Origin of the sequence: Paenibacillus sp. FSL H8-0104 (assembly GCF_038050215.1) — a bacterium.
Lineage (GTDB): Bacteria > Bacillota > Bacilli > Paenibacillales > Paenibacillaceae > Paenibacillus > Paenibacillus amylolyticus.
This window is the reverse complement of the sequence record NZ_JBBOTC010000002.1, coordinates 1-14,252: the sequence shown is the minus strand read 5'-3', so window position 1 is coordinate 14,252 and position 14,252 is coordinate 1. Positions and strand designations below refer to the sequence as shown.

Sequence of the window (14,252 nt, the reverse complement as noted above, 5' to 3'; positions counted from 1 at the left end):
AGGAGTATCCTCAAAACAATACCACTGCATAAGACATTTCTCAGTTCTTAAGGCAATGCAAATAAAAAAATTAATAATGGGGAGATAGTTAATATGGACTACTTGTTTTATAAATCCTCGAAAAGCTACCCTGTAGTAGGATTGGACATCCTAGATCTTCGCAATAAATATTGGAGTAAGTTAGAAGAAGAATCTTACGAAATTATGGATGAGTGGACGAGAACTGTACAAAAAAACCCTCAAAATATTGAGGTAATACTTAGTGGTGCGAGAAAAATCTTGGGTGTTGAGCTGCCCTTCGCTCTGATAAGTGAGGAAGTTCTTAGTTGGCATCACCATTCACCTTCGAACGAAATGCGGATTATCGTTCCCCAGAATGTTGATTATATTTTTGAGTTTTCTCTCAATGAGTCGACACAATACGGCATTGAAATGGAATACGATCCAGATCGGTACAATGATTATAATAACGAACATGAGGCAGATTTGGAATATTTATACGAGTTTACTGAGGGCGATCTTAGAAAACAAAAAATCAAACTTAAACTCCTCCACCGTACAAATCTTAAAGCTCAAAAACCAGGCGAGCGATTTTTTCTCTTCATTCGAAACTTTAATCGCACGAGTGCTGCTATTTTCCAAAAATACGAACCGAGATTTTATAAATTGGACTCAAGAATGAATGATCGGAAATTGGTAAATATCACCTACAATTCGATTCCTGAGCCGAAAAGTGACAAGCCTGTAGCTGTGATTGTTCACGGATTTATGTCCTTTACAGAAGAAAACTTTGATCCTCTTAAAAAAGCACTTGTCGCAAGTGATCTATATTCAGCAATTTATGGGTTTAGTTACCCGCCTAACAGGATGGGGATTCGCGATAGCGGAGCGGAGTTAAAAAAGGTACTAGAAGATGCTCGTTTGTTGTTCGGTGAGCGAAAGATCGACTTGTATGCCCATAGCGAAGGCGGATTAGTATGCAGAAGCATGATCGTACGAGACTTGAAAAATTGTGACTTAGAGAAACTAAATATTAGACACCTTGTTACGGCAGGTACACCGCATTTGGGAACACCTTTAGCCAATATGGCATTACAGGGGCTAAAAATGGTGAATTTTTCAATCTATATTGTGAACATGCTTATAGGCTCCTGTTTACACGGGCATAATCTAGAATCGATTCACATTATGAAACAGCTTATGCTATATAGTTATTTATCAAAGACTGGAAATCTTGGATTAAAGGATCTAGCAACAGAATCAGAATTTCTCGAAGACCTGAATCTCAGATGCCAAATCGACAGTTTTAACATCGATGGTTCTGTGATCTTAGTCAGCTACGAGCTACCCGATCATTCTACTGTCCGCTCATCTGAACGTATATGGTTTAATCTCATAAATTGTGTATTCAAAAAAAATAACGACAGCGTTGTTTCTACAGAGAGTTCAGCCTATGAGTTCACACCGTCAAAACCGTTTATCACGTTGCCTGGTACGGGAAAACATTCTCAGTATTATGGAGACAGAGAAAAAGCAGACGTTATAGTAAACGCAGTAGTGTCCTTAGAACGCGTGCCAGCTACACAGTTAAATACCCCCTTAACTAATGTTTGAAGTCAACGCAGACTCGACCCAGAAGGCGATGAAAACGGAGCCCGGAAACTTGCCTGACTCCGTTTTCGTTGTGTTGGAGAAGTCATATAATTCCTCAGGGTCTACATTTATAAATTCACCTAACATCGATAGGAAAACAATGCATACTATATAATTTTTTCATAATTGTTCAAAAAGCCCGCATTACCGATGAATGGTTCATCAAATGGCTTCTTTAATTGCAAGAACTTCTCCGGAGTTTGGCATACCCCAGTTTCCGAATTCCGGGTTTTTAATAACAGTGGAAAACAACTCATTAGCGTACGATCACCTAGGTACTAGAGCTTAATCAGAAGCTGGTGCAAATAATAATTAGAAAGGTATTCCACTCATACAACGTGGATATTACAAGGTGAGCATGATGAAATTTATTCAAATGAAAGATGCAGCAGTTGCTTTTATTAGTAAACATAAAAAAGCAGTTACCATCACCATTGTAGTACCCTCATTGATTCTCTTAGTACTGTCATATGCTACAGCAGAACGTAAGACATTGTCCTATAAAGCATCCAGTAACCCCTTAAATGATGGGGAGCGTGGTTGGCATGCACTCAAATATGGAGGTAAGGCTCCACAAATTAAAGGAACCGGCTATGAAAAAATAATAATAAGGGATGATAAAAAAAGTTGTTCCCACCTTATTTTTACATGGGTTCAACGGCTCAGGAGATACCTTTAATGGAGTGTTTAATGGTCGATGGACTCCGGGTGAAGATCTAAATAAAGATATAGCATTTACAGATATCATTACTGTTGGAAGCTTGGAATATAACGATGACCATCCCTATGTGAAAGTATGGTCTAACTTTAACGAATCCCAAATAACAGCAAAAACTTCAGAAAATCCGTTCATTCAAGTTATCTTTCTCCAAAATGTGCATACGTTCAATCAACAGGTGAACTGGCTTAAAGAATCTATTAAACGATTACAATCAGAATATAATTTTGATACAATAAACATTGTTAGTCATAGCATGGGAGGATTAATAGGCACAAAGTATATCGAGGATACATATAGATCGATAGATTTTCCAAGAGTGGATAAATTAATTACACTTGATTCTCCAATTAATGGCGCAGTAGTAGCAAATTATATTAAATATTCCTCTACAGCCACTAAGGACCTTTCAATAAGAAGTAATGCTATAGAACAAATTTATTTAAATAAGGATTCATTTGATCCTCGTACAAAAGTTGTATCCTATGCTTCAATAGATTCAGATTTGGGAGTGGATATCGTTAGCCTTGAAAGTGCCCTTTCATTAGAAAATATTGCTCAAGGACCGGTGACACGAGTAGTTACTCCGTATTCTCACTCAGGAAAAACAGAAATTGTTAACCCTGAAATCATGAATGATGTTGCTAACTATCTTTGGGGGGACTCTGAAATAAAAAATCAAGTACTCATCTTCCCTGAGTAAAGAACACATTACCTTGTATCTCCTGTCCTGATCTGGTGAAGAACACTGTATGCCGAACAGATCAAGTTCATATCCTCAACAAAACGTAACACTTAAGATCGTTTAATGATGAGTTAATTTGAAGCAGGTATAGACTCTAATGAGTCGTGAACATTGGCTTCCTTTTTGATCTTGAGTGAAAAATGGTGGTACTGCGTTCACAAAGAGAAATGCTTATAGTTCACCGTCTTGGAGGGGGGCATCCATCCAAATATAACTGAAAAGGATCTTATACTCCTGGCTGAATTGTCGGGTGCGGTTCTTTTCGTAGGAAGAGTAAACCCATTCTTCGTTATAAGGTGGGATTAGACCATGGAGAAAAGGATAATAGCGACGTATTTATGATGATATCGGAGAAGTTTTATGATTCTGATATCGCCGCTCTATTTGTTCTAATACATAAAAAGAGTGGGAACTAAGAGAGTTCAAGCAAATTAAAATAAAACCAATGAATTTTAGAAGCTATCCACGGGAAAGTTGAACGTGGCTTAAAAAGGCTAAGGAGAAATATAGTTCATGAATCTGATCCGAAAAATTGATGTAGAAGGTAGAATTGTTATTCCCATAAATACAAGAGAAATACTGATGATTGATCCGACCTGTAATATTATTATCAAAGAACACCCTGATGGATTAGTGCTATTCATCCAGAGAAATTATTGCGTCTTCTGTGGATCGACGTCGAAAATCGCCAAATTTAAAGTTCACGAAGTATGCAAGGCGTGTATTGAAACAATTGGTGCAGAAGCAAAGCACGTTCCTAAGCTTGAGGATTTTGTTTATGAGGAAGAAGTTTCACCGGCAATTATCAGACTGAAGGAGCTGCTAAAAACACATCCGGATATTAAGCAATATGAAATGGCCAGGATATTAGGCGTGTCCAAGCCGAGAGTGTCACAGCTAATGAAGAAGATACGTGCAAAGGAACAATAAGGAACAGGAGTCAGGTGTAATGTAGCATACTCCAGAAGGAATACATAGAAGGTGTGAGCATTTAGTGAAGGTTGATTAGATAGTGGCCTACATTTAAGGAGGAAAATTAAAATGAAATATTCCCCAATGACGGATATTGTGAAGAAGTTTAGTAATAACCACAGGTTTTCGTATCATGTTGTGGCGAGCATATCAGCCCGCAAGGGTGATCATGAAGATTATATAAATAGAAATATTCGTATCAGTTCAAACGAGATCTTAAGTAAGGATGAACTCGCAGAAAGAGCAGCTCTTGTAGCATCAGGACTTATTGATTCACAGTCGGAATTTAAGCTTTGCGACCACGTACAAATCGTGGGGATTGCTTTTGCTGGAGCCTATGACCGTGATTTAAAGTAGTGAACCACCCCCACCTGTAAAGGTGGGGGCTTATTGGAAACAACCCAGAACTGGCCGAATGGCTTATGTCATCGAGCAGTAGTTAAGCTTATTGCCCGAGCGATCTCCGCAGTACCTGCGGTTCTAAATTCGTTCAGACGAGTATGGATGTGGCTTGAAGCTGTCTCGGTCCTACGGCTTGAATAATCAAGCTTTCATGGATGTCCTGGTCATGATGAATGCCGCAACTTGGTCAATGTCATTCGCGGATCCGATAAGGCTGTCTTTCAACTGTGATACCCACAATGCCGAGTAGATCCGAATTGATGAAACCAGCGGTCGATCGGATAACGTGTTTACTATACCACGTTGTTTTATACGTCAGTTTGGTTAAAAAGTACGAGTAGCTTTTCGAGTTTGTGGTTTTTGGCCATTCCTTGGACGTTAACACTCTGTCGTGGGTGGATACCAGAAGTGATGAATAAGCAATCATCCCAAAGCTTCACCTATGTGATTGCGGATAGAATGTTCTCTGTATTGGTCATATTGTTCATCAAGTTATTCCTTCGGAAGAACATACTCGGAAAGCTTGATTCCTTTGCTGACTTCAGTTTCATATGACTGATTAATTCCAGAGGCAGTCACAATTTCTTTTACACTGAAGCCATTCCTGAGAATGACATCGGCATACTTAACACCGAACAAGTGGATTTTTGCTACTCGCTTTCCGTGTGGTGCATTTTGAGACATTTCGCTAAGGATTTTTCCAAGTTCACTGACCGTCATTTTCTATCCCCTCTTTCGATTCAATCAAATCAAGATAGGTACATACTTCTGGGCATTTTGTTGGAAAACCTTTTTTCTAAGAATTAAAATGACTTAGGACGGGGTAGTTGTTTTGGAAACCGGGGATTGTTATGTAGAAAACATCTGTTGTCACAGCCCTAAACCACGAGCACTCTAGCTACTTGTTGTCAAAATAAGAACATGTGGTAAAAGTCCATAGATCTATTGATTAGGGGTGTTTGATTACAGCTAATCCAGTTGAGGTAGTATAATGTGGTTAGCGTTATGATGGTGGAACTCTATCCCTACTTGATAAGGATTATTAATAATATTTAATGAAGGAACGTGAGAATTCTATGGGAGAGGACTCTAAAGGCAGTAGAATGAGTCAGAAAGATAGGATAACTTCTCTACTCGGTCTAAATAAAGATGAAATAACGTATAATTCAGACCTCGACGTGTACATAAAGAGACTTCGAACGATCAGAGAAACGCTTACTATAAGTGATAGTGAACAACTCGAATTAATACTAAAATGGTTGCACACTAAAGATATGACGTTGAAAACACTTACCGCAAAGAATAGGGATAAAGATCGTTTTGAGGCTGACTTGAATGAAGTATTACAGATACAGGAAGCGTACTATGAGTCTGAAATATATCCTAATGCTTACGAAAGTGCATGCAAAAGCTGTCATAGCCACTCTGATATGGCCATTCTTATGGATGAGAACCGATACAGATATTCAGTTCCATTGAGGGCTGAATCAAAACATCTATTTGACAAGGATATTGTCTTGAATGTGATTGAAGAGAATAAAACCGAGCTCAACCAATATATTAACCAAACTCTTAGACTAGTATTTGTTCACTATTTTGAAGCTTCCAATGATGAAATACTAAATGTTAAGGACTTTGAAGAAATTGTACTGGAGGCTATCAATAAATATAAACAAGTCAAAGAAAATAAGAAAGCTTCTGATACTCAGCAACAACTGAACCCATATCTAAGACTTTATCATTTTATGAGAACAGCTTACGTTAATAATTATTACGAGCTTCAGTTACCCGATAAAAGTTACTTTACAGAATGCAAAACGAATAAAGTCACTGTTGATGTGAAGAGTGTTTATGGGCTAAATGACGTGGCTGTTGTACTTGCTAAATTACTCACGGGCAGTAATGATCCATCTTCAAAAGAAATAAAAAAGAGCTATGAAAGGCTCAAAAAGTGCTTTCAAGAATATACTCCCATTCAGATTTATAAAGATAAGAAAGATAATTATGCGTTTAAAGAAGTAGCAACCCCACTTTCGCATTATTTATTTTTACGTAAAAAGAGTAATAAAACCGTGAAAGTAACAGGATATCGTGGTGCAAGTGATGTTATTTTGTACAGGATAAAGCCGATCTTGCAGTCCATAATAAATGGTGAGGAGGATAGGCTTAATACTGCATTTGAATATATTGATTTCATTAAGACTGAATTTAAAGATATCGTAGAATCAGCTGATCATCGGTATCAAGTTACAATGTTGAATTTTTGGTTTGAAACTATTGTGAATATTTACTATAGAACAATGGGACTCAAAAGTAAGCCAGTCTATCTTCGATATCCATAGGGGAAAATTCATTATTAAAACTTTCCACGAGAATTTTTGCTTTCCTCAGTACAATTGAGTTATCAAATCTGAGGAGTGATTAATATGAGAAATCGTCTTAAGGGAAGAATCGTGAATATCGAAAAAACTGTTCACCAAGTAACTCACTTACTTACTGGAATCAAAAAGAAAGACCAGTCAAAGTACGGCCATCTTCCAGGTTCAAACGGCACTGTAGTAACTGGTTCCGAATACTATGGGACCACAATTGACATGAAGATATTTGTGTATGATTATGAAGAATGTATTAAATTTGACATCAGGGATTATGTTCTGAGAGTAAACGACAAGAAGAAGATTTCATCCAAACTACTGGACTACATCATCAGCACTAATGAAGGTCAAAAGGTTTTTGTTGAAGAAGTCAATGAGGGTTGGAGATTCGATTTCAATCAATTGGATGTAATACCTCCAAAGAAAACATCAAAAACCAAGTAATAATTAAGGAGCAGTACTGAACTTGTTAGCTGGCTGAGGTCGGTACTGCTTTTTTATATGTTCGTTTATTAAGCCGACCTCATCCTATTTAGAATTTGTGATATGGAATAGCAGCATTTTGATCGGCTGGCTTATCGATGGTTTCATCGCCAGACTAAAACGAGATGATCCTATGCTAGTAGGTGTGTAATGTATAATTATAGGTGTACCCGAACTATAGCTTAATTCTCTAGTATTATCTTGGCTTAAAACATTCTTATTCATCCAAAAAAACGATAGCAGATACGATCACCTTTAAATAGGAGGGGGATTATGGCAAAGCAGATCAATCTTTATGTAGATGATCTCAGAGAATGTCCAGAAGGTTTCATCCTGGCTCGTACATATGATGAGCCATACATATTCTTCAAACAAGTGAGGTTAACATTCTCACGCTAGATCACAACTTAGGTGAGGATGTAGATGGAAATGAGTTGCGTAACGGTTATGACCTAGTGAAGTACTTTTGTGAACATGGTTTGAAGGCTAAGAAGATCTACATGCATACCGATAATCCGGTAGGAAGCAAAAATATGTATGAAACTTTACTGGCTGCTCAGCGAAGAGGGTTTATCAACAAAGGTATAGAGATTTATCATTATCCAATTACATTGAATAAGTACTCTAGATAACTTCAGGACAAATGATAAACTTTTGTACGAATCAAACGGGATGGATAGAAGAGATTAACACTTCAAAAATGACTCTTTTATCCACTCCAACAATGAGGAGATAATAAATGATTGATATACAGCGACTATACGAAAAATACCTAACCTTAGAGATTCCCAATCCTTTCACATTAGAACAAATTCATAACCGACTAACTGAAACCTATTATGCTGAACGAGTAGATCTTAATGTTTTCTCAAGTTTAAGGTTTGATCCTGAAGCAGGCTTTGATCAAGCTCTTGCTGCGTATGTTTTCAAAGATGAGAGAGGCATCCAGAAAATTTTGAAGCTCAACAACGACGACGAGATACACGAACCTTTCGAATTTGCTTGGGTCATTAATTCAACGCTGCAAGGTTTTTCTCACATGTTGGTTCTTGAAATTGATGTGCTTCGAGGAAAAATAGAGGAAGAGGAAATGTATTTAGGAAATCTTCCGTTCGAAGAGTACTTAATTACACTCTATTTGACGGGGCATATAAGATTTGAAGATGACTTGTTCATTGACAAGTTGATGGCTCGTTTCCGGGAGGGTTACCGACTACGTTACTTTGGAATGCAAAATGGTGATGAAAAGTATTTATATAAATAACTTTGGTTCTTGTTATTAGAAGCTCTTTCTTCGGTAAGGGCTTTTTTATGTTTGTGTAAAATTGAACATTGAGATTATGAAGAGCTAGACTATTCGCTTCTAATTCTCAACGTGTACAGAAAAGGAAATACTCCAGGTTTACCTGTTACGGCTTTTACTATTGTGTTAGGTCACACGACTATTTGATATTAGTAGCTCTTAATTGGTTTAATCATTTTGTAGAAAGTAAAACACCAAAAATTCAATAGATTAATTTAAGCTCTAGGAATATCTTTGTATGAATTGGGATATAAATAGAATTAACAATATATCAAAATGAGGGAGTGTTCTCAATGGAGACACGTAAAGATAGCTGGGACGTTGAAGCAGATCTGCTTTTAGCCCAAACTGTACTACAATATATCGAAACGGGAAGTACTCAGTTAAAAGCTTTTGAGGAAGCTAGCGAAAAGTTAAATAGATCGAAAGCAGCGTGTGGATTCCGTTGGAATAGTGCCTTACGTAAACAGTACGAAAAAGATATTGAGGAAGCAAAAAGAACCCGAAGCCAAAATAAAAGTGATGGCAATATCGTATCGATTAATAACACCCATACGGATCCTGCAGATACATCTCAAAAGAAAGTTGCAAAGGGCAAAAAGAACGCATCCGTAGAAGAGAAAATCGTCCGTTCCATTGAGGTACCAACTCAATTGAATCAGGATTTTTTAATTACGTTTAATGAGGTCATGGACCAGCTGGGTAACAATATAACCGTGTTAAGGCAGATGACTATCGTATTGGCCGAACGTCTTGAAGAGGCAAACGATCAGAATAAGAAACTTAAAAATGATTATATAAATCTACAGAACGAAATAATCAATGCCGTTGATATGAATGTTCTAATTAGACTTACAGATAAGGTGTCTAAACAGAATGTAGGACAAATCACGGGTTAAACTGAACACTTCTGTAAACTTCAGTTGTGCATAATAAAAGAGAAGCTCAATACCAGATAGCTCGGTATTGGGCTTCTCTCTATATATTCAATATCATAGGATTCATACATTTTGTTGAACCTCCTGATTATTCAAAATTGCATTTTTCAGTAGTCTTTATAAAACGAATAATCTTACGGTTTATACACAGATACAGCATCAAAGAGTTTGCTACGTTTAAAGGATTACAGTACTATACGGTGGATGAACAGTAAAAACAACATACATAAAAAAGAATCGATAATTTATCAAGTTCAATACGTTAATGACTTCCATAACCGTCAATGCCCTTGAAGGTACGTTTCTAAGGAGTTGCACGGAATTAGCTTCATATGAGAACCCGACAGCTGAATATGAGAAAGGGCTTCTGACAGGGCTAAGATGGATGATAGAGAAAATTGGAGTTAAGGAACATCTATATTCTGAAGTGGCAGAAGTATCTTCAATCTTGATCAAGCAAGATTTTATTAACGAATGTACGCAGAAATTTGAAGAGAATTGGATAGACGAGGTATGGAACAGTGGTTTTGCGTTGTCAATAATTGCGGTTAGCCTTTAAACTAACGGGAAACGATAGCTCACCAAGGAAGCAGCTGATCCATGATCGTGCTTTTGTTCAACTAATGGGCAGGATACTATAACTGACCGAAGTTGATACGAAGTAAGAATCATAGATGTTGATCTTGGTTTATGGTCCGATGATCAAGTTACTGCTACTTCTACTACATATCAACGTCTTGTATCTGAAGTTCAAAAGTATGGATGGACAAATATTCAAATTGCAAGCTCGTAGAAAGACAGAGGATGCTACCCAACCAGTATTAAAGAAGTGTTATTCCTGAAGAGACGAAATATGGGGAGTTGAGAATTCCTAGACCCCCTAATGATCGAGGGAATTAACCGAGTAATTTTAAACCATTTTCCGGTTAAAACTATTAGCAAAGGAAGCTCTCTCTTTATAGTATACTGGAAGTATGATGCAGTTGAGAGGTGGATTAAAATTGATATCAACAGTAGCCGATCTATTGAATTCTCTTATGACTAAGGAGAAAGAATTATTAAAAAAATACAGCATAATTAAACATGGTCCTACAATTGGCGATATGTATGAAGGTCTTACAGCGAGTCTTCTGAATAAAGCTATATTTGAAGGGTTAGATATTAGAATTGTGTCTGGCAAAATACGAAATGAAGAAGGCACCTTTAGCAATGAAATAGACTGTATGATAGTAGAGGGAGAGGGCGAAGCCATTCCATATACAGGAAAATTTATATATGATCTTTGTCAAGTAATTGCAGTACTAGAAGTTAAAAAAAACTTGTATCAAGATGACCTAATAGATGCCTACAATAAAATGAAACAAATATACTCAATTACTGATCCTAGCAACGAATTAATAAACATGAAGGCATTTAGAGATGCATTTAGACATATAGTACAGAAAAAACTTCCTGACTATGAAGAAGTGACAGAACTACCTGTGCATGAGCAAATGATTTACCACAGTTTGTTAATAGAAGAAATGATGCCGATTAGAATAGTATTTGGTTATTATGGATATTCTTCTGAATTTGCACTAAGAGAAGCATTTAATAAATATTTAGAAAAGAATTCAGGTATTAGGGGATTTAGTCCAACTATCTTTCCCGACCTTATAATATGTAATAACAGTGTTTTAGCAAAGTTTGATGCTATGCCTTACATAAGTCCTCTAGATAGGGAAGGATACTGGAATTTCTATGGTTCAACGACTCATAATCCGTTTTTAATACTTCTTGAGTTTATTTGGACAAAGTTGAGCTATAGATACAACCTTAGCGATGATATCTTTGGGGAAGATCTTGATTTTGAAGCTTTTCATCCGTTTCTGCGGACAAAGGCTAAAAGAAAAGATGATAAAATAGGTTGGGAGACAAGTTATATTTATATCCCGAAAGAAGAACTAAATCATGAGCCTTTATTTTGGGAATGGAAACCCGCAGAACTTGATGAGGTAGAATGGTTTATAATCAATTGGCTATGCTTACATCAAGAGCTTAATACAGAGGAACCTGGATTCCAAAAATGGTTAGAACAAAAAGGGGCAAAACTAGAAGATCTTATTAAGAGCCTCTCAGAAAAGAGCCTAACTACTTTTGAAAAAAATACATTTTATTTGTTGACAGATCATTGTGCAGTTGTAACTGTTAACGGTAAGTGGTATGCTGCTGAAAATAAATCAGGTAGACTGACCAACTGGGTTAAAAAGATGATGCAAGGTAGGAATGAATAAACCGTTTTTTAACGGAAAAGCTTACCAGGCTGTAGAATATTCGATTTTAAACTTTCTGGTTTGGATTGTTGATTGCGGCAGTAGCCTTCGAGTGATGTTCACCATGATCCCCTTGAAGAAGTAAATCCACTACAGATTTAAATGACCTTAATTTCCACACCAACTGGAGATGGAAAATGTTGAACAAATAAAGCCGCAAATATGGCGGTTTTTTAGTGACATATGCACAAAGTTAGGATTTTGTACATATGTATATATATGAGATATGTTGTTTCCTGTTGTCCTTAAACTATCCTGCCCTTTAGTTGAACAAACAAGAACAGCCGATCATTTTGATCAGCTGGTGGTTCTTTGTATTATTGTAAAACAAAATTTTAGATTCCGTATGATTTCAGAGGATGATACTACTGACTTCTCATAAGCTGAATGGGAAGAAGCAGTTGCCGCGACGGCAAACTGGCTCTTATTTAGTCTTACTCACCTACCATACCATCCATATCAGCATCGTGCATATACGGATATAACCAATGCTATATTTAGGTTAAGTAAGTTAAACTGTTGAAATTAAAAGGACCACACATATTAGATATGTCTAAGATGTATGGTCCAATTTTATTTTTCTTCAACTAAAGTTTCCCGTTAGTTCATTAGGGAATTCTTAATATAGCCTTCTTAACTCAGTATAGATTACTTCCCCTTTATTAAGAAAATGTGGAATGTCACATGTTTTGAATTGTTTTTTTCAGCTGCTCATCGAACGACCGATCTACTTCTGATTCGTTGAAGTAAACTATCATAATGTTCTTTTTCTCATATATATTTGGATATGTTATTAGATTTGCGTTTTGCAAACGCTCGTTGAAAGATTCACGTGCTTCCCCTCGTGCCTTTTCCGACTGGAACACATAAACTAGCAAATTTACCGATTCGTCATTACTGACGCTATTCTCGATCCAATACCCGTAGGGCTTCACATTGTCTAAAACTACAAATGGTTCGTTGATTGTTCCCTTCTCACTTAGTTTGATACTTTGTCCTTTAATAGACTGCGTTACATTTCCCATCGTCAGATTTCTTTTTATGTCTCCTCCATCTAAACATCCCGAAAGTAATAATAAAAATGAAAAACAAATTATCACTATTTTATACCTCATCGTGCGACACCCTCCTTCATATTAGGAACGATTATCCAAGGGAAAGTGTTGCACATATTTTTCGATGTGAAGGTTAGTCATTGAACTAACCTGCCCGTTAGCGTAATGAAGCTGCCGGTCCAACACAGGCAGCCTCGCAGAACGGTGAAAAGAAGTGCCCTTGTTGTCTTCACCAAATACCTCTATAATAATTATCGAATTTAAAGATAGTGTAGGTATCACAGATACCGATTTTCGAAAGGAAGAATCAACATGAAAAACAAAATTATTGCCGGACTCCTATCAACTGCTTTACTACTTAACCCATTAGCTGCTCATGCAGATGAGGCAGTTCATCTCAATGGGAAATTGGTTGATGGTCGAGTATTTATGCCTTTGAGAGCAGCGGGTGATCAGATCGGCGCAGTAACAACTTGGAACCAGAAAACTAAAGCTGCAACTGTTAAAAAAGATGGAAAAGTGTTGGAAGTAAAGCTAGGGGAATACGTTAAAATGTTTGACAATCGAGTGTACGTCCAGTTTCGAGAGTTCAATGAAACATTCTTTGAGCAAGACCATATCGTCTGGCATCCAACTGATTTGGTTGCTAGTTCAGAACACATCACTGTCGATATTGGAACACTGGATAATACCCAAGCCTTCAAATTGGTGAAACCTTTATTGAGCAAACACGAAGACTCTAAGGAATATTTTGAAGATAAAGACAACTCATACTACGGTCTTTCAATCTCTTACTCTGGAACTGATAAAGCAGTAGTAACCGTTAGCACTGGACAGAAAGACGAGGACGGAAGGTACATTTTCATATGCTCATACAAAGTTAACGTAAGCAAGTATAGCTCTGGTTGGAAAGTCGTCTCCTACAATTACACCAAAACGGAAATTCCTGACTGGGTTTATTCTTAATAGAACCAACGCGGTACAAGACTTCTGGAGTCCTTAAACAGGCTCCTTTTTTATTTATATGACAGATTGTCAAACCAAGTGCGACAGTTCCTCTGTGAAAGATTCGTGAGCGGTTCTCCAACCCAAGCATTTTCGTGGTCTGTGGTTTATTAGATCTAGTGAACTGGCAAGATCTTCATCCTCGACTTGAGCGAGATCGGTGCCTTTCGGGAAAAACTCTCGAAGCAATCCATTCGCATTCTCATTGGAACCGCGTTACCAAGACGAATATGGATCAGCAAAATAAACGTGCAGGTCATGGCTTGTTTCCAGATTGGCATAGCATGTTAT

15 protein-coding genes and 2 pseudogenes are annotated in these 14,252 nt (G+C 37.2%); 14 read left to right on the top strand and 3 right to left on the bottom strand.

Annotated features, from left to right (window positions below; all coding sequences use genetic code 11):
• The first annotated feature begins 93 nt into the window (after positions 1 to 93).
• The 6 genes from NST38_RS30620 (at position 94) to NST38_RS30595 (ending at position 4,631) form a co-directional block, all read left to right on the top strand.
• Entirely contained in the window at positions 94 to 1,614 is a 1,521-nt protein-coding gene (locus tag NST38_RS30620; RefSeq protein ID WP_341344293.1) for a lipase family alpha/beta hydrolase, read from the top strand.
• A gap of 391 nt (positions 1,615 to 2,005) precedes the next feature.
• Positions 2,006 to 2,332 carry a hypothetical protein gene (locus NST38_RS30615; protein WP_341344292.1) on the top strand — a complete coding sequence of 109 codons (327 nt, stop codon included), beginning with the start codon at positions 2,006 to 2,008 and terminating at the stop codon, positions 2,330 to 2,332.
• On the top strand, positions 2,268 to 3,074 hold the full coding sequence (locus tag NST38_RS30610; protein WP_341344291.1) for an alpha/beta hydrolase: 807 nt from the start codon (positions 2,268 to 2,270) through the stop codon (positions 3,072 to 3,074). Before NST38_RS30615 ends, NST38_RS30610 begins: the two co-directional genes overlap by 65 nt.
• A 555-nt stretch (positions 3,075 to 3,629) precedes the next feature.
• Complete coding sequence (locus NST38_RS30605; RefSeq protein WP_341344290.1) at positions 3,630 to 4,046, top strand: helix-turn-helix domain-containing protein; 417 nt, start codon at positions 3,630 to 3,632, stop codon at positions 4,044 to 4,046.
• A gap of 111 nt (positions 4,047 to 4,157) precedes the next feature.
• Positions 4,158 to 4,445, top strand: coding sequence for a hypothetical protein (locus NST38_RS30600; protein ID WP_341344289.1), 288 nt, complete (start codon positions 4,158 to 4,160; stop codon positions 4,443 to 4,445).
• 33 nt (positions 4,446 to 4,478) lie between these two features.
• Positions 4,479 to 4,631 (top strand): hypothetical protein, encoded by a 153-nt coding sequence (locus NST38_RS30595; RefSeq protein ID WP_341344288.1) that lies wholly within the window; start codon positions 4,479 to 4,481, stop codon positions 4,629 to 4,631.
• Between the two features lie 351 nt (positions 4,632 to 4,982).
• Here NST38_RS30595 and NST38_RS30590 read toward each other — a convergent pair whose 3' ends face one another.
• Positions 4,983 to 5,210: an HTH-like domain-containing protein gene (locus NST38_RS30590; protein WP_341344287.1), complete on the bottom strand. Its 228-nt coding sequence runs from the start codon at positions 5,208 to 5,210 to the stop codon at positions 4,983 to 4,985.
• Positions 5,211 to 5,545: 335 nt separating this feature from the next.
• Here NST38_RS30590 and NST38_RS30585 point away from each other — a divergent pair, with 335 nt between their 5' ends.
• The 7 genes and pseudogenes from NST38_RS30585 to NST38_RS30550 all read left to right on the top strand — a co-directional run bounded on the left by NST38_RS30585 (position 5,546) and on the right by NST38_RS30550 (position 11,862).
• Positions 5,546 to 6,832: a hypothetical protein gene (locus tag NST38_RS30585; RefSeq protein WP_341344286.1), complete on the top strand. Its 1,287-nt coding sequence runs from the start codon at positions 5,546 to 5,548 to the stop codon at positions 6,830 to 6,832.
• 84 nt (positions 6,833 to 6,916) lie between these two features.
• Positions 6,917 to 7,309, top strand: a complete 393-nt coding sequence (locus NST38_RS30580) for a hypothetical protein (protein ID WP_341344285.1) — start codon at positions 6,917 to 6,919, stop codon at positions 7,307 to 7,309.
• Between the two features lie 312 nt (positions 7,310 to 7,621).
• Positions 7,622 to 7,980: pseudogene (locus NST38_RS30570) on the top strand (cyclic-phosphate processing receiver domain-containing protein).
• Between the two features lie 107 nt (positions 7,981 to 8,087).
• Entirely contained in the window at positions 8,088 to 8,612 is a 525-nt protein-coding gene (locus tag NST38_RS30565) for a pyruvate kinase (RefSeq protein WP_341344283.1), read from the top strand.
• Between the two features lie 332 nt (positions 8,613 to 8,944).
• Positions 8,945 to 9,550, top strand: coding sequence for a hypothetical protein (locus NST38_RS30560; protein ID WP_341344282.1), 606 nt, complete (start codon positions 8,945 to 8,947; stop codon positions 9,548 to 9,550).
• A gap of 304 nt (positions 9,551 to 9,854) precedes the next feature.
• Positions 9,855 to 10,148, top strand: a complete 294-nt coding sequence (locus NST38_RS30555) for a hypothetical protein (protein WP_341344281.1) — start codon at positions 9,855 to 9,857, stop codon at positions 10,146 to 10,148.
• Positions 10,149 to 10,563: 415 nt separating this feature from the next.
• Positions 10,564 to 11,862: a DUF6602 domain-containing protein gene (locus NST38_RS30550; RefSeq protein WP_341344280.1), complete on the top strand. Its 1,299-nt coding sequence runs from the start codon at positions 10,564 to 10,566 to the stop codon at positions 11,860 to 11,862.
• A gap of 719 nt (positions 11,863 to 12,581) precedes the next feature.
• Here NST38_RS30550 and NST38_RS30545 read toward each other — a convergent pair.
• On the bottom strand, positions 12,582 to 13,016 hold the full coding sequence (locus NST38_RS30545) for a hypothetical protein (RefSeq protein ID WP_341344279.1): 435 nt from the start codon (positions 13,014 to 13,016) through the stop codon (positions 12,582 to 12,584).
• A 252-nt stretch (positions 13,017 to 13,268) separates the two neighbouring features.
• Here NST38_RS30545 and NST38_RS30540 point away from each other — a divergent pair, with 252 nt between their 5' ends.
• Complete coding sequence (locus NST38_RS30540) at positions 13,269 to 13,922, top strand: stalk domain-containing protein (protein ID WP_341344278.1); 654 nt, start codon at positions 13,269 to 13,271, stop codon at positions 13,920 to 13,922.
• 69 nt (positions 13,923 to 13,991) lie between these two features.
• On the opposite strand, the pseudogene NST38_RS30535 reads toward NST38_RS30540, so the two are convergent.
• Positions 13,992 to 14,252 (bottom strand): annotated as a pseudogene (locus tag NST38_RS30535) (IS30 family transposase); the annotation flags it as partial.